The following is a 20,060-nucleotide window of genomic DNA, read 5'->3' as shown; positions in this document are numbered from 1 at the left end:
GGAATAAGGTGAATATATGGGTTCTTTTCGAAAATGGATAAGGGGCGAAAAATCTTTCTCTACACACGAGCAATCTGAAACTGTATTACATAAAGAAATTTCTTCCTCCATGCCGCTTAATCTTAAACACTTATCCAAATTATTTAGTGGTATTCCAGAATTAATTACACGCACTTTCCCGTTAAAAAACGGAAAAGAAGCTGCTCTTATATATATGGAAGGACTTGTAGATAAAACTGTTATTAATGTAGATATTCTTCGGCCTCTCTTATTTAAAGAATGGAATGAAGACGATTTTTGGGAATCTTCTGTTTCTATAGGGAATATTAAAAAAGTTCAGAAGTGGATAGACATTGAGCAATCTCTCTTACATGGCAAAAGTATTTTATTTATAAACGGTCAATTATCGGCTTTAGAACTAGATACACAAGCGGCGCCAAAAAGGAGTATTGAAGAACCTACAACAGAGACTTCCATAAAAAGCTCACACGAAGGATTTAATGAAGTGGCAAGTGATAGTATCGCACTTATTCGTCGCTATATTCCAAATCGCGAATTAAAAGTGAAGGAATTCACTGTTGGCGAACGAGCAACCTCTAAAGTTTTTTTACTTTATCTTGCAGATGTTGCAAACGAAGATGTTGTACAAGATATGGCATGCCGCATCGAATCAATCAAAGTAGATGCTATTCTTACTACCGATGAATTAGAAGGATTTGTTGAAGATAATTCCTATACTCTCTTCCCACAATTGTCTATCACTGAACGTCCTGACACAACGGCACATCATATTTTGAATGGGCGAATCGCTGTTGTTGTAGATCGCTCACCAGGCGTATTAATAGGACCTATGACCTTTTCATCCTTTTTTCAGACGATAGATGATTACAGCTTCAGACCTATGATTCCATCTTTTATACGACTTCTTCGTTTCACTGGGCTATTTATTGCAATATTTGCTCCTGCTCTTTATATTGCTATGATTTCCTTCCATTATGAAGTAATTCCGCTCAAATTGTTGTTAACGATTGGAGAATCTCGAGCCAAAATTCCTTTCCCCCCCATATTAGAAGCTTTATTAATGGAATTAGTTCTCGAAATGCTCCGAGAAGCAGCGATTCGGCTTCCTGGGCCTGTTGGACAAACAATCGGCGTCGTAGGAGGAATTGTAATTGGACAAGCTGCGGTTCAAGCTGGGATTGTTAGTAACGTTATGGTTATCGTCGTATCAATTACTGCGGTTGCCTCTTTCATTATTCCTAACTTAGAAATGTCAGCAGGAATTCGGCTTCTTCGATTCCCAATGATGATAGCAGCCTCTTTATTTGGCGTCATTGGAATTATGGTTGGAATGGCAATCATTATCATCCATATTCTTTCTATGGAATCACTTGGTGTGCCATATGGTAGTCCTTTTTCTCCGTCATATGCTTCGGACTTAAAAGATACCCTTGTACGTTTCCCATGGAAAATCATGAAGAAACGGCCACTATCTCTACAATTAAAACAAAATAACCGGCAAAGCGATGTTGAGGAAAAGGAGGAGAATAAGTGACAAAACGTGCAAAGAGGGAAATCACTTTATTTCAATACATTTTAACTATTAGTGGTGTTCAAGTCGGATTCGGCGTACTTACACTCCCGCGTGAAGTTGCACAAGGGGCGAATACAGATGGCTGGATGTCTATTATTATCGGATGTGTCATTACTACTTTAGTCAGTCTATGTATTGTAAAAATTATGGAAAAACATCCAGGATATACTTTACTTGATGTGCTGATACGCTATCTTGGAAAATGGCTAGGAAGAGTAGTAATGATTTTTTGGATTTTATATGCTGTACTCGCAGCTGTTTCCTTAATTTTTTCCCTCTTATACGTTATTCACATTTGGATTTTACCTAGATCTCCTATGTCTTTAATTATGATTTTGCTATCTATTCCAATGCTTATGCTTGCATGTAAAGGAGCACTTATTATTAGTCGTTTTGCTGTTTTCACTGTCATCTTTACACTTTGGATGCCATTATTATTATTTATTCCTCTTAAAGATGGGCATTTTATATATCTACTTCCTCTTATCAAGGAAGGATGGCTACCAATTATAAACACCGTGAAATCAACTATCATTGCGTTTCTCGGATTCGAGTTTTCGTTTGTCCTTTATCCTTATTTAACTAACAAAGCATCTGCAAAAAAAGGAATCGTTATTGCGAATTTGATTACGTTATTTATTTATCTTCAAATCACGTTCGTTTCTTTTATTTATTTTAGTCCAGATGGTATAACAAAGTTTTTATGGCCGACACTTTCTCTTGTTACACCGTTTCACTTCTCATTTCTTGAGCGATTTGAAATTATCTTTTTGTCATTTTATCTCTTTATTATTTTTGATTCCTGTATTCCTTATATTTTCACTGCTTCAGATGGAATTAATCAATTACTTAACAAAAAAGGCAGTTCATTACCTATTTATTTTTTATTATTCGGATGTATTTTCATCTTATTCTTTTATATCCCTTCTTCTTATCAGATAAGTGCGTTGCGGGAATTTTGGGGAACTGCTAGTTATTTTATCGTTTTTCTATTCCCAGTGGTATTTCTCTTATACATGACACTTTATCAGCATTGGAAAAGGAGAAAAATTTAAATGAGACGTTGTATTCATTTTATTATATTTTGTTTCCTCATAATTTTTTTAGTAGGCTGTGAAGATCGGCTTGATTTAGAAAAACAATCCATCTCATTAATTTACGGTTTTGACGCAAAACCAAAAGGAAAATTAATTGTGTATCACGTAAACCCTATTTTTAATGAAGATGTAGAGAAAAAGTACGAAATTCATGAAGCGAAAGTACATACACCCCGAGAAGCAAAAGATACGTTTAACAGTTCAAGCAGCGGTTTAGTGTCCACAGAAAAGTTACAGCTCATATTGTTTAGCACAAATTTTTTAAAACAAGAAGGAGCTATGCCTTATCTGGATGTTTGGTATCGCGATCCTAAAAATACAGGAAATATGCGCATGGTTGCAGTAGATGGCCCCATTTCTTCTGTTATATATAATAATTTCAAAGATAAGCCTGCTCTTCCTGAATATTTAACAGATTTAATTAATACGAACAAACTATACAATCGGACCGTGTTTACGACATTCCATGAATTTCATAGACAAACTTTTAATAAAGGCGTAACTCCTGCTATTTCAGAAATAAAAAAAGGGAAGAAAGATGTTATTGTTACCGGTTCGGCACTATTAACTTCTCGTGGAACTTATAAGATGTCTTTAAATCGCTATGAAAGTGCCCTTCTTCTTATGGTGCAAAAGAAAGCTAATATACCCGTTTCACTTACAATGAAAATCCCCTCTAATTTAGTTGAAAGTAATAGCCATCTAAAAGATACAAAAGGCGACGATTTCATAACAATAAACGTTCTTAGTATGAATCATGATATCGATACAGACTATAGCGATAACCGCTTCAAATTTAATATTAAAATGGATTTAAAAATTGCCGTATCTGAACTTACATTCAACATGGATATAGATAAAGATAGAAAGAAATTAACTTCTCTTATTACAAAACAACTAAACAAAGATTTAAACGAATTAATCTACAAAATTCAAAAACAGCAACTCGATCCATTCGGATTTGGTGATTATGCGAGAGCATTTCACTATAAAGAATGGAAACAAGTTGAAGATGATTGGCCACGTGCCTTTTCAAAAGCTAATGTGAAAGTAGCACCAACTATTAAAATTTTAGAAAATGGGATTATTAAATAGAAAAAACACACTACTTGTTCTTATATGAATAAGTAGCGTGTTTTCATTTCCATTACAAGTATTATTTCAATGGACTATACTCTATTTCCATTTCTAACATTACTATGTTTTTTAGCATATACAAAATATATGAAAACGCCTATTATAATCCATGCCACAAAACTAATTAAAGTAAGCTTAGAAAGGTTCAAAGCCAAATATATACAACTTACTATTGAAACAATAGGTAAAAAAGGTACTAGAGGGGCACGGAATGGCCTCTTCATATCAGGATGTGTCTTTCTTAATACAATGACAGCTATAGATACAAACACAAATGCTGTTATCGTTCCCATATTCACTAAATTAGCTAATAAATTCAAATCCACTAATCCCGCTAATAAAGCTGCTAGTATACCTGTAACCCACGTATTAAAAAATGGAGTTTGTAAACGTTTATGGACACTTGAAAGTCTTTTTGGTAACAGTCCATCTCGACTCATCGAATAAGATACACGAACAAATGCAAACATAGCTACTAACAGAACTGTTGTTAGCCCTGCTATCGCTCCCACCGATAACAACCCAGCAATTCTATCTTCTCCTACAGTGCGCAACGCATATGCAACCGGATCAGCAACATTTAATTCCGTAAACGGAACCATTCCAGTTAGCACGAATGAAACACCTACATATAGAACGGTACAAATGAACAAGGAAACAAGTAGCCCAATTGGCACGTTACGTTGTGGACGCTTCACTTCCTCTGCGGCTGTTGCAACTGCATCAAATCCTAAAAAAGCAAAAAATACAGTAGCAGCGCCCCCTACCACACCGTGAAAACCAAACGGTAGAAATGGTTGCCAATTCTCTGGTCTTACATATTGTGTCCCTACAACAATAAATCCTACAATAACAGCCAGTTTAATAATAACCATTATATTATTAATTCGTGCACTTTCTTTTGCACCACGGCTTAATAAAAATGTAACAACTAAAATAATAAGAACTGCTGGTAAATCAATGATTCCACCCTTCTCCATTCCTGGTGCCGAAGCAAAAACCGTAGGAATGTGAATATTAAAACCTAGTAGCAGTGACTGAAAATATGCTGACCAGCCTGCTGCAACCGCAGAAGTCGCTAATAAATACTCCAGCATAACACTCCAGCCAACTATAAATGCAAAAATCTCACCTAGTGTCATATATGTATATGAATATACACTTCCCGAAACTGGAACTGTAGATGCAAATTCAGCATAACAGAAAGCTACACATGCACATATAATTGCCGCTAATACAAAAGATAATACAATCGCCGGACCAGCATGTTTCGCTGCTACAATACCAGTTAATACGAAAATACCTGTACCAATAATTGCTCCAATACCTAAAAGAGTTAAATCAATCGCTCCTAAAGTTTGATTCAATACTTTTTTCTTTTCTTCATCCATTGCTTTCTTTATGAAAAGACTCATTCTTTGAAACCTCTTTTTCAAGTTTATCTCTTACTTGTTACATTCTTTATTACTGTTCTATTTTAAAAATAAAAATATACATAGTTCACTTCCCTTATAGACTTAGTAACCCGTCTCAATAAAAACAGAAAAATCAATCTCTTTATACCGTATTGAATTTTCAAAATATTAATCATACCAAAAAACCATTAAGAATGCTGATTGAATTTATCATACAATTAATTATATTGTCAATAATAAATCACTCAAAAATAATCGGTTGATTATGTATCAAATGTTATTTTTATACATAATCATTTTCTCAAAAACATTGTTGTTTCCCACCTTAATATTCATATTCATTTTATTACATTGATTTTCATACAACCTTCATTACATACAATGTAATGAAAATCATAATAACCTCAAATTAATTATTATTCAAAAATAATAATTAATTTGAGGTTATTTCACCATTTTAATACTAACAAAAAAGTGTAGATTATCATGTAATGAAAATCATAATAACCTCAAATTAATTATTATTCATAATTAATTTGAGGTTATTTCACCATTTTAATACTAACAAAAAAGTGCAGATTTTCATCTGCACTTTTTTTATTCTTCCACTTCAGCTTCTGCACTACTATTTTCAAGATGCTCCTTCTGAGCTTCCTCTTGCAACTCTGCTGAAATCATCCCATAATAAAGTTCCGGATATAACCCAAATATTTGATATACACTTCCTAAAAACGGCATCAGAATCCCTCTTTTCTAAAGTTGTATTGCCACTTTTAAGGATTCCCTTTTCATTCACTATACATTCGTTTTTGGCGTTTCTTCTTCATCTTGAATACTTAATAAATTTTGCCATTTTTTATACGGAGCGCTATTTGGATCTACATATCCTTTCGCATGCGAGCGATCCCACAATTGTTTAATAAACATTTCTTTCTCTTTCTTTGCAACCATATCAGCACCTGTACCGTAATAGTTCTGGAAATACAACTCGATTTCATCAAGGAATAGTCTTAATAATTCATCTGATGTTTCTTCTAACGTCGGATCATACTTCGCTTCACGGTCATACATTAAAATCATGTCTAAAAGATTGTGGACATGTTCTTTTCTAAGCCATCTTACATCTTGGGCTCCTAATACGAACGGATGTGTATATAAATGTCCCCCTTGTATCATCGCCTTTTCTTGCTCTTCTTCAAATCGTGACAAGATGTTTTCATAAATAAACGGATTATGAAGCAATGCTCTGTGTAATTTATAACTTTCGCTTGAAATATTTTTCCCCATCGACTGAATTAAAAAGCTACGTCCCACACCGTTATATTGATACACAAACTGTCCATCAACAGCAACTAAACTAATCCAGCGATACATATATGCGTATAGTAATGCACGATTACATTTATCATAATCTAATTTTGTTTGAGTCGCATTCAAATCTGGCATAAAGGCTGGTAAGTGCCAATACTTATCTAAATGCGGCGTTAAACTAGATTTTTTACTATTTAATTTGTTTACACGGCGATAATACGATTGGAAATAGTCCCCTTTATCATTCATAAATCCGTTTGAAATATGTCCTGATGATAATTTAGGAAAGTCTTGCAGCGATAAGCCGTAATGTGCTCGATAACAGATCACTTCAAATGGCGAAAAGGCTTCATGTACTGTATCTTTTTCTTTAAACATTTCTTGAATTAATTCCTCTTGCAGCTCTTTCTTTAAAGAAGGATGTATACCCCAATATTGTAATTCCCTATGATGAGCAACTTTCGGAACGAATGGACTCGCTAAATGGAACAGGTCTTCAATTTTTTCACGAACGTATTCATCGCGATCACGTTTCTTATAATCCGCTTCTTTTCGCAACGCCTCAATGATATTCAGTTCTAATTTATCACGATAGCGTACTTGCAGTTCGTCATAACAATAGCTCAGTATATGTTCTCGGTAGAAATCCTCTACCTTTTTCGACTGAATCTCTTCTGATTTCGCATCACGACAATATTCCCCGTACAAACTCATATAAATTTCCGCTGATATATCTTTCGGTAGTACACCTAAATTTAAATGTTGCTGCATATCTTGCCATATCTTTTCTTGCAGCTGTTCCTCAGCTAATACATATACATTCGTCGGGTTTGTTTTCCCTTCAAATTCCTTACTGCGCTTTTGGATTTCAAACAATAAATTTTCACGTGTTTCATGTAAATTATCAAAAAACCTTTCCCAATATTGAATCATTTTATTAACTGTTTGATATAGCGATTGATACACAAGTTCTAATAGCATTTCTTTTCGATATTCATTTAATTTGTGTACATATTGCGTTACGATGTCTTCAAATTCTCTTTTGAATAAACGTTGCTGATTATTAATCATTTTTCCAAACCAGCCTTGTTGTTGAGCAATTTCTACTCGGCGTACAGCCGTTACCGTTCCATCGATATTACCCACATTAAATTTTTTATCGTAGTTTTGAATTACATTACGCTTTTGTTCATTATTTTCATGTAGTCGATTCATTTTTTCTACTAACTGCTTTCGAATTTCATATAACATAAAACGTGCTGCTACTGGGTGAACTGGATCTGTTTTCTTTAAAAACCATGTATTTAGTTGATAGGACTGCCCTTCAGAACCACTTGGTGAAAAGCGGTCTGATTCAATCATGTCATATAAAAGTGTCGTTACATGTTCATGTACACGGCTCGGAATCGCATACGCATATAAACGCACCGCATGATCCACTCTTGCCACTTCACCTTTCATTTGTTCCATCATTTTCAGCTTCGCAGCTGAAATTTTACACTCATGTTGCAGACGATTTAATTCCTCATCTTTTTGCACCGTGCGTTGTACATAACTTTCTACAGCTTCTAAAAACAGTTTTGATTTCGCAACTCCGAGCTTACCACCCTCTGCTCCTTCACGCGTTTCATTGTACATTTGTCTATAGAAAATATGAGCTTGCTCTGGACGGGTAGCAAGATGTTCCAAGTCCTCTAAATAACTTTTACCTCTCTCCGGCTTTTCACGCTGCATCCCACGTTTTACATCTTGGTCATATCTTTGCTTCTTCTCTTGAAACAGTTGATCTAAATGAAGCCACGATTCATCTAAACCTTGCACAGCCCATTTTAAAGCACAATATTTTAACACATGCTCATACGGATAAATGAGTTTTGCCGTTCCTGCCCCGCAATATCGTCCTTTTCCGCTTGATTCTGCTAATTGCTGAATTTGATTGTCTTCCTGTGCAAAATGACTTGTAGACATCGGGCTAAATAACTGTAAATAAATTGTATTTGCCATTTGCTCCATATAATCTGATAAATTGTGCAAATGGTGTCCATGTAGGTTTTCGTAGTCGTATAAGAAACAATAATTGTACGGTAAATGATGTTGTTTAATTGTATGATTCGTTCTTCCGTCTTCATCTACTTGATCAGGGCGATACTCTAATTCAATTGTTACCCCGCCGCGTTTTGATAATTCCCCAGTAGAACCGAGCGTAATAGCATGTAATTCTTTTAACGATGCATATCCGTTTGCTTGCACCGTCTCAAACTCTTTCGCACTAACTGTTCTCGTCTTTACTAAAACATCAGGCATTAAAAACGCACCGCGTATTAAAATGTTATGATGCTGCAATTTTTTCCGAAGCATTTCACGTAAATATAATGCAATTTGTAGAAACATCCCCGAACCTGTTCCGCCTGCTAGTGATGTTACTATAATGACACGCACACCATATTCTGTTTGATCACTTGTAACTGGAAAAATTTTCTCAATTTCTTGCCAAAAAGAGGTCAATTTATCTTCTTTCATCGCAGCACGTAATGCTAAACGTGAAATGACGCGTAACTGTCCTGCTCCTTCTGTTAATGGTTTATCAAGTATAGTCGGATCCATCGGAAACCACTCTGGAATCGTTGGATCTCCCGCAATATACTCCCTAGGCGTTTTACTAGAACTTGTTTGTGTCTTAAACTTTCGAATATGATCAAATTTACTCAAAGTATTCACATCTGTATCAAATACGTGCATTGCTACCTTTTTTCGGCGCTCTTCAGGCAGTTTTTCATATATTTGATGCGTCACAGTACTACCGATTCCACCTAAACCAATTAATATTGTTGGAACTTGTAATGTCATGTGAACCACCTTCCTATTCTTGCTTGTTTGAAAAAAGGGAAAGAGAATCAATACTCCATCCCCTTCTTTTCCCTATCTACTATTCACATTCGTATTTGTAAATCTCCTTACCATATCCTCTATCAATTAGTAAAAGTTCATTTGGATATAGTGTCTTATGTTCCATTCCTACTTCATCCTCTGTTATAAACATTCCATCAATAATCATTCCAACTACTTGTGATTCTTTCGCTACAAAGACAGATTTCGAACCTTTCTTCGCTATAAATGTAACAGATTGCACCGTTTTTCTTTCTGCTCTAAATGGGATACCAAAATAATGGTTCCACCATTTATTTCGAAGTAATTCTGGTTCAGATTGATATAGCCAATCTTTCGCTACCTCTTGATCCCATTCATAATACAGTAGTGCCTTCCGGTGAAATCTCGGCCGAACAATCCATCCTAAAACAATGATTCCTACTACTAGCAGTAATAAAGTGATAGGAATGACAAACTTAAAAATGAGCGCATATTTTTCATAAAACGAAGCATCTTGAATATGGAATGTTATGTTTTTCTTTACTTCTTGTAACTTTGAATCCTGCATTACGATGGTAGCTTCTACGGTGCCGGTATCTGTAAAATTAAATGTGTCGGAGTAATAGGGACGAGGATAAACATAGATCTGATTTCCATGTTGCTTTATTTCATAATTGATTGATTGTTTAGATGTGACACCAGTAGATTTTAATAGTTTTTTTACAGCTTCTTCTGTCATCGGCTTACCATCTAACTGTGGTTGTAAAACAAATGGTTTACTCTTCTCTAAATTTGTTACTTTTTCTTTATAATCTTTTGTAACAGTTTGAAGTGATAATTTCGGTTTCTCAGCTGTTTCAATTTTAAATTCTTTCGTCTGTCTATAAAACCCCTTTATATTCATATGAACTTTCCCGCGTACTAACCCTTTACCAAGCTTAGTTTCGTAATAAAACACATGCCTTTTATCGTCCCACTTCATCGGATATTGTTTTCCGTCTATTTCTACTTCTGCCTGAAAGTAAGAAGACTGAACTGGCAACTCCGTAGGCTTCGCTTCAATAACAGCAGTAACCCCTTCGTGCATTTCCTCTACATTTTTTTGACTACTATCATCTTTGTCATAAGTAGAAACCGTATAATTAAGCGCCGGTTCAACTAGTACTTGTAGTCCTTCTTTCTCAATGTCCTGGTCGACTTCTATCGTATAAGTTCCTGGTTTAATAACTTCCTGATTTTCCGTACTTATATGAACTATATTTCCGAACAATTTTGCTTCTCCTGGTGCATGTATGGAAAAAGAAGATTGTAATTGTAATGGTTTAGAAATTTGTGCGACCTGATAATCGGGCAGAGAAGGCGATTGTCGTACAAGCGTCATACGCTTTAACGGAAACGGTGTTGTAATCTCTACTTTTTTCCCCACTACTTTCGTTTTTACAATCGATTCAACAGAGGAGAATGGATCACGATTTGCAACTAATGCTGCCACTTGATTTACACTTTTTACAATGCCATCTTCTCCGCTTGACGGCATCGTAACACCATTTATCTCTTTCTTCCATATTTCCTTGAACGTATTTAATTGTTCTTTTTCTTGTTGTCCTAAATCTTCTTCCATCGTAATTAAGACTGGATGTAACGATATCTTTTTTGCATCCATTTCTTTCTTAAACTGGGCTAATTTCTGTGTAATTTGTTCTTTTCCGCCAATCTTATCTTTCTCTAAATCATTAAATGCCCCGTCAGTTAATACAATAAGCCAAAATTCACGTTTTCCATCTATATCTGCTTCCTTTTTTATAGATTGCATCGCCGTTTCTACCGCGCTAAATGGAGTATTTAAATACGTTTTCCACGCTCCAATTCCCTCAATTTCTGTTTGCCTTTTATCCTTCGTTAACGAAATATTTAATGGATCATTTGGCTTACTCATTGGAATGTAAGAAAATTTATCTTTTTCATCTAATAGCGCAACTAAACTTTGCAAAGCATAATTGGCATATTTCCAGCGATCGTTATTTCTCATGCTGCCCGAATCATCATATACAAGTGAAACGACCCTTTCCTTTGCCTCCTCTCCTTTTGCAAAAGCTGATAAAGGTAAACATATAAATAGAAATAACATGAACGTGGCACAAATTCGGATTTTCATGATGAGGCTTCGCCACCTTTGTAGACAAATTCCTATGTTTAAATTTATGAGAGGAAACAAGATATATGACTTGTATTTTAGGACAACTAACCCACCATAACTTTATTATGTAAACAGATCATACACTTGGTAATATTCCTTCTAGCATTCTCTATCCAATTATATAAGTAAAAAAGCCTGTTTAAGCTCCACACTTAAAACAGACTTTTCCTACTTTTTATTTTAAAAACACATAATAAAAAGTTTGATTTTTGATTTAACACATCACTTCTATTGTAAATCCACCAGGTGCTTCAACGTAAAATGTATATGCATGGGCATGCTTAGGAGGCTCCACCAAAAATCCATCTTTCTTCAATCTTTGATTTATCTTATCTACATGTTCTTCACTTCCTTGTGGAAATCCTACATGAAATGTTTTTGGATACTGAACTTCTTTTCCCTTCATTAAAGTTAGTATAAATCCATCATTATCACGCATAACTGCAAAGGCATTCCCCCTTGTTCCACTACAAATTAAACCAAAATACCTCTCTAAAAACTCTCTAGATGCTGTTACATCTGTAACTGTTAAATTGAGATGTTTAATTCCCAATCCTCCACCTTCTTTCTCAATTTTCTAACATTTTATCATACAAATAAAAAACACGCCTTTCACAGCGTGTTTCATTGCTTTACATACACTTCAACAATCGGATTCTCTTTATTATCCGCATGCAAGCGTATATTCTCTTCACTTGCATTATAAATACTAGCTAGTAACATTATCGTTAACACATTAGGTGTCTTCGCATCACTTCCGTATTTTCTCTCAAGCGCTTCCTTATATTCAAAATCTAAATCCCCCTGCACATATGTATACACTTCAAAACCATCTTCTAAATTGCAAACTACTGTATCAATAATATCTGCTCCTACTTGCTTCTTCATTTCCTCTCGCAACGCTTCAATAAATTCTTCCCACGGTACTTCGTATGTCTGAAACTGATCTGTAGATTTCATGCCTTTTCCTCCTTATATATCCTCTTCTTATATTTCCCCTTTCCTATAACAATTATAATAGATAGGGCATTCGTACAAGCCGCACTTGTCCCCCTTACATATCGTATTACTGTAATGCGGAAGGAGGAAAGAACATGCATAGACAAAAATGTTATGATACATGCCGACGTTACTTCGGAAAAGTTGTTCGGATTGAAGACCGTGATGGCCGTATACATTTAGGTAAAATAATCGATGTGACACAAAGCTCTGTATGGATCGAACCGGTGCAACAGCGCTCATCTTTTGATTCAGGATTCGGATACTACGACGCTTATGCAAACGGTGGTTGTGACCTTTGCGGCGGCCTTAGCAGATGTGATAGTTGCGGATTTGGATGCGGTGGCGGTTGTGGATTCAGCAGCTGCGGCTGTGGTGGGCGTGGTTGTAGTAGTTGTGGTTGCGGCGGCTGGGGTGGCGGCGGTTGTGGCTGGGGTGTTGAACTCGGATTTGGTTTCATCTTCGGAATTGCATTAGCTGCATTATTTTTCATTTAACATAGTAAAGAGTTGACTACCTTTAGCCAACTCTTTTTCTTTATTTTTCACATATAAAAATACGATGCCCTAAAATATGTTGGTACATAAGCCGTACATTTTCATGCTGTACCCATGCCTCATATAACTCATTTGGAATATGTGAGGATACATTCCATTCCGGCTCTTCTACATAGCTAGAGATCGTTTCTGCAATTGTACCACCGCCAGCAATTGTAATTCTTTTAAAATTTGCTTTCTGAAATAATTGTACCCATTCATTCTCAGTTAATAGTTCTTTCATGCCATATAATTGAGCTATTTTTTCTTCCTCACCCTTATCAATGTGCCTATCAATAATCATTTCAATAACAACAAGCTTACCGTCCTGCTGTAATACACGGTAACACTCCGAGATAGCTCTTTCTTTCTCTGTAAAAGCGATGATTGATTCTCCAAGTACGAAATCAAATGAGTTATTCAAACAAGGTAATTGCTCTACATTTCCTTCAATTAATTGTATATCTAATCCTTCAAACAACCATCTATCTTTTGCCTTTTGAATCATAATTTTATTCTTTTCAACCGTTGTTACTTTATAACCAAGTTCCCTTGTCATATACGCCGCTGTTTTCCCTGTTCCACAACCTATCTCAAGAACATTCGATCCATGTCTAAAAGGCAGTTGTGCTAGCAATTGTTTTGTTAACGTAAACCCGCCAGGATGAGCACTTCCTATTCCGTAATAAGCTAGGAAATCGATGTATGTGTTTCGTTTCATGGGATTCTCCCTTTTTTATTTTATATATTCGAGGACGGAAGAAAAGTGCATAGAAAAAGGGGCGTATTGTACGCCCCTCATCTTACTTATCCTCTGTAATATATGCCCATTTATAGCTATAGTCTCCACCAACTGGATGATGAACGATACCTTTTACTTTAGGTCTTTGAACGATAGCATCACCACGTTGATATAATGGTGCAATTGCTGCATCTTCCAGTAACATTTTCTCCGCTTTCAGTAAGCTATCCCAACGATCTTTCGTTTTCGTTAATAGCTCGCCTTTACCTTTTTGCACAATTTCATCATATTTAGGATTTGAATATCCTGTTTGGTTATGAGGACCATTTGTAACGAACATATCAATGAATGTCATTGGATCTAAGTAGTCAGGGCCCCAACCAGCGTAAGATAAATCATAATCTAGATCTGATTCTAATTTTAACTTTTGTTTAAATGGCTGGTTTTTCAAATTCACTGTTAAGCCTGGTAAGTTTTTCTCAAGTTCTCCTTTTAAGAATTCTCCTACTTTTTTCGCACCATCACCATCATAGTTTAATAGTTCTACTGTAATTGCATCTTTTCCAAGTTCTTTTTTCGCTTTTTCCCAATGCTCTTTTGCCTTTTTCACATCTGTTTTTAAAATATCTCCATTTTCTTTACGGAAGTCTTTTCCATCTGGGCTCTTAGCAAATTCTTTTGGTACTAAGTAATCTGCAGGTGTAGAACCATCATTTAAAATTACATTCGTTAAGCCTTTTTTATCATACGCTTTTGCAATCGCTAAACGTAAATCTTTGCTCTTTAGCACTGTATCTTGCCCACCACGTTTTTGGTTTAAGCGTAAGAAGTACGTTGACGGTGTTTTTTGTGTAAAGAAATCGGGGCTTGATTTATATTTGTCAACAAATTCAGATGTAAGTCCTGAGCGATCAATTTGTCCACTTTCATATAAATTGACACGTGTACCGCTATCTTTTACCACATTAAAGTTAATTTCTTCCAACTTAACTGTTTTATTATCCCAGTATTGTGCATTTTTCTTTAACTTCCAACCTTCTTCATGTTTCCAGTCTGTTAATGTAAATGGTCCGTTGTATAACGTTGTATCTGCTTCTAAACCGTACTTTTCTCCTTTTTCTTTTACAAACTTCTCGTTTAATGGATAAAATGTTCCAAATGAAGTTAATTCTACAAAGTAAGGAACTGGATTTTCTAATTCTACTTCTAACGTATAGTCATCTACAGCTTTTACTCCTAACGTATCTAGTTCAGCTTTTCCTTCATTAATCGCTTGTGCATTTTTTAAATCAAACATAATGTATGCATATTCTGCTGCTGTATTTTTATCTATCGCACGTTTCCAAGCAAACACGAAATCTTTTGCTGTTACAGACTCTCCATTTGACCATTTTGCATTTTTATTTAATGTAAATGTATATTTCTTACCGTCATCACTCTTTTTATATGATTCAGCAACCCCTGGTGTTGCTTTATTATCTTTATCAAGTCTATACAAACCTTCCATTACGTTGTTTAAAGCGAGAAACGATACTTGGTCTGTCGCTTTAGCAGAGTCCATAGATGGAATCTCTTGAGACTCTGTTAAATTAAGCACTTGCTTCGCCGCTAGCTTTCCGCCTTCTTTTTCACCGCTTTTTGGTGTTGTGCTTGCTTTATCTTTTTCCCCAGATCCAGAGCAAGCTGTTAATGCCATACTCATTACTAGAACTGGTGCTACTACCGCTGTTAATTTTTTCATCTTTTTTCTCTTCATTTTTGTACCCTCCCCAATTATATGTACGCTATTAACATTTAGAGATTCCCTACTAACTTTCGTTATCAGAAAATTCTTATTAATTAATATTCTACTGTTTTTTCTGGTTTTGTAAAGTATTTTTGTAAATTTTCTAAAAATTTATTTTTTTATGATAGTAACTTGTTGTTTTAACTACTATATGAATTATCCCCCGTCTACTATATGTAAACATCCATTCCCTTATTCCACTCTATTACTACGTTCTATATTTTTCTTATTAGCATGAGGTCTCTTACTATCATTCATCTTTCTTACTACTTACTGACCTCTCTAATTTCCTCGGATAGAACCTTCCTTATTACCTATCCGATTCTCAATAGGCTAACGAGATTTATTCCCTTATACATACTAAAAAGCATTTCACTTTATTTTTTTCCGCATCCTCAGTTACATACGCCCACTTAAAACTATATTCTGAACTGATGTTATGTTTCACAATTCCTTTTACATTCGGTTTCATTACGTACAATCTTCCTGTTTGATATAAAGGAACTAACCCTGCATCTTCTTCAAGGAATAATTTCTCAGCTTTCCCTAACGTTTCCCAGCGTTTTTTCGCATCACTCATTAATTCATTACCTGCTTTTCCTACCATTTCATCGTATTTTGGATTTGAATAACTCATTTGGTTGTACGGGCTCTTCGATTCAAACATATCAATAAATGTCATTGGATCCGCATAGTCTGGACTCCAACCTGCATAAGAAATTTCATAATCTTGCGCAGTTTCTAATTTTAATTTTTGTTTGAACGGCTGAATTTTCGTATTAATTGTTGCACCTTTTAAATTTTTCTCAATTTGATCTTTTACATAGTCAGCAATCTTTTTCGCAGTTCCATCATCATAGCTTAGCAATTCAATTGTAACTTGATCTTTTCCAAGTTCTTTTTTCGCTGCTTCCCAAGCTGCTGCACCTTTTTTCGGATCATATTTTAGACCATTTTTAAATGCATCTTGGTAATATTTACCAAAAGGACCTGTCGCAAGCCCTTTTGGTACTAATTGATCTTTTGCTTTTGAACCGTTATTTAAAATAACGTTCGCTAAGCCTTTTTTATCAACTGATAATGCAATTGCTTCACGAAGTTTTTTGCTCTTTAAAGGCGTATCTTGTCCGTTACGTTTTTGATTTAAACGTAAGAAGAATGTACTTGATTCCGCATACTCACCATATTCTTCTTTGTTCGATTTATATTTATCTACAAACTCTCCTGATAGTAATGTAAAATCAATTGATCCTGTATCATATAAGTTTACTTTCGTTGCAACCTCTTTTACTACACTATAGTTAATTTCTTCTAATTTCACAGTCTTTTTATCCCAGTACTTATCATTTTTCTTTAGCTGCCAACCTTGTTCATGTTTCCATGAAGACATAACGAACGGTCCGTTATACAACGTTGTATCTGCTTCTAAACCGAACTTATCTCCTTTTTCTTTTACGAACTTTTCATTTAAAGGATAGTACGATGGGAATGCCATTAAATTCAAGAAATACGGTACTGGCTTTTCTAATTCTACTTCTAGTGTATAATCATCTACCGCTTTTGCTCCTAAATCTGGTAGAGGTTTTTCACCTTTATTAATTGCTTCTGCATTTTTAATATAGAAAGCGATAAACGCATATTCTGCCGCTGTATTTTTATCAAGTAAGCGTTGCTATCCATATACGAAATCTTTCGCTGTTACAGGATCACCGTTTGACCATTTTGCATCTTTACGTAGTTTAAATGTATATTTTTTGCCATCCTCGCTTTTCGTACTAGACTCTGCCGCTGCTGGAATTGGCTTATTATCTTTATCAAGGCGATATAGGCCTTCCATCGTGTTCCCTAAAATTTGCGCACCTAATGTATCAGTAGATTTAGAAGTATCCATCGTCGGAATTTCTTGGTTTTCCGTACGATTTAATACTTGTTTCGCTGCATATTTAATATCAGATTTTTTTCTTCCCCACTATTTGATGTAGTAGTCGTTTTCTTTTCCCCACCTGATCCAGAACATGCTGTCAATGCAACACTCATCGCTAAAACTGGTATTACAACTGCCGTTAACTTTTTCATTTTTTTCTCTTCATTTTTGTACCCTCCCTAATTATATGTACATTACCAACCCTTGAGAGACCCCTTACTAAAGACTTTTTTTTAGAAGATTACAACTAATGTCATTCTACTCTTTTTTCCCTAATTGCAAATATTTTTATTTTAAATATTCTGATTTCTTAGTAGGATTTATCTCCCATCTACTATATGTACATACTATACACCTTATTCTCCTCTATTTAACCATACTAAAAATTAGTATTTTAAGCTCACAAAAAAAGCATTTAAAAGTAGCTAAGCCACTTTTAAATGCTTTTTCAACTCTATTATTTTTCAGTTACATATGCCCACTTAAAGCTGAATTCTGGACTGATATTGTGTTTTACTACACCTTTTACATTTGGTTGTAAAACATAAGAATCTCCACGTTGGTATAAAGGTACAATCGCTACATCTTCTTCAAGTAATGTTTTTTCAGCTTTTCCTAACTCTTCCCAACGTTTTTTCGCATCACTCATTAATTCCGTCCCAGCTTTTTTCACCATGCCGTCATATTTAGGGTCAGAGAAGCTCATTTGGTTATGTGAATGTCCAGTCTCAAACATATCTAAGAACGTCATTGGATCTGCATAATCCGGATTCCATCCGCCATACGAAATATCATATTGTTGTTCAGTTTCTAATTTTAGTTTTTGCTTAAATGGTTGAAGTTTAATATTAACTGTTACACCTTTTAAGTTTTTCTCAATCTGATCTTTAATATATTCGCCAACTTTTTTCGCATTACCAGTATCGTAGTTTAAGAATTCGATTGTAACTTGATCTTTTCCAAGTTCTTTTTTCGCTTCTTCCCAAGCTGCAGCAGCTTTTTTAGGATTTGGTTTCAAACCGTTTTTAAATGTTTCTTGGAAATCTTTACCGTCTGGTCCCGTTGCTAATCCTTTTGGTACTAAGAAGTCAGCTTCTTTTGATCCATCATTTAAAATTACATTTGCTAAATTCTTTTTATCAATTGATAGCGCAATTGCTTCACGTAATTTTTTGCTCTTTAATGGCGTGTCTTGTCCATCACGTTTTTGGTTCATACGAATGAAATACGTACTCACTTGTGAATATGTGCCAAATTCATCTTTCTTGCTTCTATATTTATCAACGAACTCTCCATTTAATAAAGCAAAGTCAACTTGACCGCTATCATATAGATTGACTAAAGTTGCAGCCTCTTTAACAACACTAAAGTTAACTTCTTCAAGTTTTACAGTCTTTTTATCCCAATATTGATCATTTTTCTTTAATTGCCATCCTTGTTCATGCTTCCAATCTTTAAGAACGAACGGTCCGTTATAGACAGTTGTATCAGCCTCTAAACCGAACTTCTCGCCCTTTTCTTTAACAAACTTTTCGTTTAATGGATAATATGATGGGAATGCTACTAAATTTAAGAAGTACGGTACCGCTTGCTCTAACTCAACTTCAAGTGTAAGATCATCTACCGCCTTCACACCTAATTCAGTTACAGGTTTTTCTCCTTTATTTACTACTTCTGCATTTTTAATCGGGAATGCAATAAATGCATACTCAGCAGCCGTTTTTGGATCTAACAGACGTTGCCAAGCATATACGAAATCCTTTGCAGTTACTGGATCTCCATTTGACCATTTTGCATCTTTACGTAGTTTGAACGTATATTTTTTACCATCTTCACTTTTCGTACTAGATTCTGCCGCTGCTGGAATCGGCTTATTGTCTTTATCAAGACGATATAAACCCTCCATCGTATTACCAAGCATTTGTGAAGATACTGTATCAGTTGATTTAGAAGAATCCATAGTTGGAATTTCTTGTGTTACTGTTCGATTCAGCACTTGTTTCGTTGCTAATTTTTCCCCTGACTTACTATCTCCACCAGAGCTAGAATTTGTGCTTGTCTTCTTATCTCCACCTGATGTAGAACATGCTGTTAACGCCATGCTCATTGCTAAAACCGGTGCTACAACTGCTGTTAGTTTTTTCATTTGTTTCTTTTTCATTTTCTGTACCCTCCCTAATTCTAAACGATAGCTATTCAAGAATTTTCTGATAATTCTGTTTTTCTCTATATATTTATCAGACGATTCTTACTACTTCTTATTCTACTAATTTTTTAAAATTTGTAAAGTATTATTATTGAAAATTTTTAAAAAATTATTTTCTTACAGTAATATTCATAAAAATTCCATATGATCTTCAAATTCTATTTCTCTTTCATATAAATGTACCACTTTAATGGTATTTATCATATTTACACATTAAATATCTATGAGCTCTTGTTAATAAATAATGT

At 35.0% G+C, this 20,060-nt stretch carries 13 protein-coding genes and 1 pseudogene; 4 read left to right on the top strand and 10 right to left on the bottom strand.

Annotated features, from left to right (window positions below; genetic code table 11):
• The first annotated feature begins 16 nt into the window (after positions 1 to 16).
• The 3 genes from DN403_RS08955 to DN403_RS08945 are packed head-to-tail and all read left to right on the top strand — an operon-like array spanning position 17 to position 3,786.
• Entirely contained in the window at positions 17 to 1,555 is a 1,539-nt protein-coding gene (locus DN403_RS08955) for a spore germination protein (RefSeq protein WP_149185396.1), read from the top strand.
• On the top strand, positions 1,552 to 2,649 hold the full coding sequence (locus DN403_RS08950; protein WP_000166526.1) for an endospore germination permease: 1,098 nt from the start codon (positions 1,552 to 1,554) through the stop codon (positions 2,647 to 2,649). The genes DN403_RS08955 and DN403_RS08950 overlap by 4 nt, the downstream gene beginning before the upstream one ends.
• On the top strand, positions 2,650 to 3,786 hold the full coding sequence (locus tag DN403_RS08945) for a Ger(x)C family spore germination protein (RefSeq protein ID WP_001250481.1): 1,137 nt from the start codon (positions 2,650 to 2,652) through the stop codon (positions 3,784 to 3,786). It abuts the gene before it with no gap.
• A 74-nt stretch (positions 3,787 to 3,860) separates the two neighbouring features.
• Here DN403_RS08945 and bcaP read toward each other — a convergent pair whose 3' ends face one another.
• From bcaP to DN403_RS08915, 6 genes are all read right to left on the bottom strand, one after another.
• On the bottom strand, positions 3,861 to 5,243 hold the full coding sequence (gene bcaP, locus DN403_RS08940) for a branched-chain amino acid transporter BcaP (protein WP_149185395.1): 1,383 nt from the start codon (positions 5,241 to 5,243) through the stop codon (positions 3,861 to 3,863).
• Positions 5,244 to 5,840: 597 nt separating this feature from the next.
• The gene (locus DN403_RS08935) at positions 5,841 to 5,981 is read right to left on the bottom strand and encodes a hypothetical protein (protein WP_001116193.1); all 141 of its coding nucleotides are present in this window, start codon (positions 5,979 to 5,981) and stop codon (positions 5,841 to 5,843) included.
• Positions 5,982 to 6,038: 57 nt separating this feature from the next.
• A complete protein-coding gene (locus DN403_RS08930) occupies positions 6,039 to 9,401 on the bottom strand; it encodes a tubulin-like doman-containing protein (protein ID WP_016077391.1) in 3,363 nt (1,120 codons plus the stop codon).
• A gap of 79 nt (positions 9,402 to 9,480) precedes the next feature.
• The gene (locus DN403_RS08925) at positions 9,481 to 11,577 is read right to left on the bottom strand and encodes a vWA domain-containing protein (protein ID WP_000702057.1); all 2,097 of its coding nucleotides are present in this window, start codon (positions 11,575 to 11,577) and stop codon (positions 9,481 to 9,483) included.
• Positions 11,578 to 11,833: 256 nt separating this feature from the next.
• The gene (locus DN403_RS08920; protein WP_000511530.1) at positions 11,834 to 12,172 is read right to left on the bottom strand and encodes a VOC family protein; all 339 of its coding nucleotides are present in this window, start codon (positions 12,170 to 12,172) and stop codon (positions 11,834 to 11,836) included.
• Between the two features lie 71 nt (positions 12,173 to 12,243).
• Entirely contained in the window at positions 12,244 to 12,579 is a 336-nt protein-coding gene (locus DN403_RS08915) for a hypothetical protein (RefSeq protein ID WP_000842899.1), read from the bottom strand.
• Positions 12,580 to 12,713: 134 nt separating this feature from the next.
• Here DN403_RS08915 and DN403_RS08910 point away from each other — a divergent pair, with 134 nt between their 5' ends.
• Complete coding sequence (locus DN403_RS08910) at positions 12,714 to 13,115, top strand: hypothetical protein (RefSeq protein ID WP_000554986.1); 402 nt, start codon at positions 12,714 to 12,716, stop codon at positions 13,113 to 13,115.
• A 40-nt stretch (positions 13,116 to 13,155) separates the two neighbouring features.
• Here DN403_RS08910 and DN403_RS08905 read toward each other — a convergent pair whose 3' ends face one another.
• The 4 genes and pseudogenes from DN403_RS08905 to DN403_RS08885 form a co-directional block, all read right to left on the bottom strand.
• Positions 13,156 to 13,875 carry a class I SAM-dependent methyltransferase gene (locus DN403_RS08905; RefSeq protein WP_000828269.1) on the bottom strand — a complete coding sequence of 240 codons (720 nt, stop codon included), beginning with the start codon at positions 13,873 to 13,875 and terminating at the stop codon, positions 13,156 to 13,158.
• 82 nt (positions 13,876 to 13,957) lie between these two features.
• On the bottom strand, positions 13,958 to 15,652 hold the full coding sequence (locus tag DN403_RS08900) for a peptide ABC transporter substrate-binding protein (RefSeq protein ID WP_000823457.1): 1,695 nt from the start codon (positions 15,650 to 15,652) through the stop codon (positions 13,958 to 13,960).
• A 373-nt stretch (positions 15,653 to 16,025) separates the two neighbouring features.
• Positions 16,026 to 17,758 (bottom strand): annotated as a pseudogene (locus tag DN403_RS08895) (peptide ABC transporter substrate-binding protein).
• Positions 17,759 to 18,063: 305 nt separating this feature from the next.
• On the bottom strand, positions 18,064 to 19,767 hold the full coding sequence (locus tag DN403_RS08885) for a peptide ABC transporter substrate-binding protein (RefSeq protein ID WP_016077387.1): 1,704 nt from the start codon (positions 19,765 to 19,767) through the stop codon (positions 18,064 to 18,066).
• Positions 19,768 to 20,060: the final 293 nt, after the last annotated feature.

It is taken from the genome of Bacillus sp. AY2-1 (assembly GCF_008368965.1).
GTDB lineage: Bacteria > Bacillota > Bacilli > Bacillales > Bacillaceae_G > Bacillus_A > Bacillus_A thuringiensis_S.
Note: the sequence above shows the minus strand (reverse complement) of the source record. Positions and strands in the feature narration are given on the sequence as shown.

What these genes read in the sequence shown, in the direction of transcription:
- DN403_RS08955 (WP_149185396.1), top strand. Translation starts at nt 17, where the DNA reads ATGGGTTCTTTTCGAAAATGGATAAGGGGCGAAAAATCTTTCTCTACA.
- DN403_RS08945 (WP_001250481.1), top strand. Translation starts at nt 2,650, where the DNA reads ATGAGACGTTGTATTCATTTTATTATATTTTGTTTCCTCATAATTTTT.
- bcaP (WP_149185395.1), bottom strand. Translation starts at nt 5,243, where the DNA reads ATGAGTCTTTTCATAAAGAAAGCAATGGATGAAGAAAAGAAAAAAGTA.
- DN403_RS08935 (WP_001116193.1), bottom strand. Translation starts at nt 5,981, where the DNA reads ATGCCGTTTTTAGGAAGTGTATATCAAATATTTGGGTTATATCCGGAA.
- DN403_RS08930 (WP_016077391.1), bottom strand. Translation starts at nt 9,401, where the DNA reads ATGACATTACAAGTTCCAACAATATTAATTGGTTTAGGTGGAATCGGT.
- DN403_RS08925 (WP_000702057.1), bottom strand. Translation starts at nt 11,577, where the DNA reads ATGAAAATCCGAATTTGTGCCACGTTCATGTTATTTCTATTTATATGT.
- DN403_RS08915 (WP_000842899.1), bottom strand. Translation starts at nt 12,579, where the DNA reads ATGAAATCTACAGATCAGTTTCAGACATACGAAGTACCGTGGGAAGAA.
- DN403_RS08910 (WP_000554986.1), top strand. Translation starts at nt 12,714, where the DNA reads ATGCATAGACAAAAATGTTATGATACATGCCGACGTTACTTCGGAAAA.
- DN403_RS08905 (WP_000828269.1), bottom strand. Translation starts at nt 13,875, where the DNA reads ATGAAACGAAACACATACATCGATTTCCTAGCTTATTACGGAATAGGA.
- DN403_RS08900 (WP_000823457.1), bottom strand. Translation starts at nt 15,652, where the DNA reads ATGAAGAGAAAAAAGATGAAAAAATTAACAGCGGTAGTAGCACCAGTT.
- DN403_RS08885 (WP_016077387.1), bottom strand. Translation starts at nt 19,767, where the DNA reads ATGAAAAAGAAACAAATGAAAAAACTAACAGCAGTTGTAGCACCGGTT.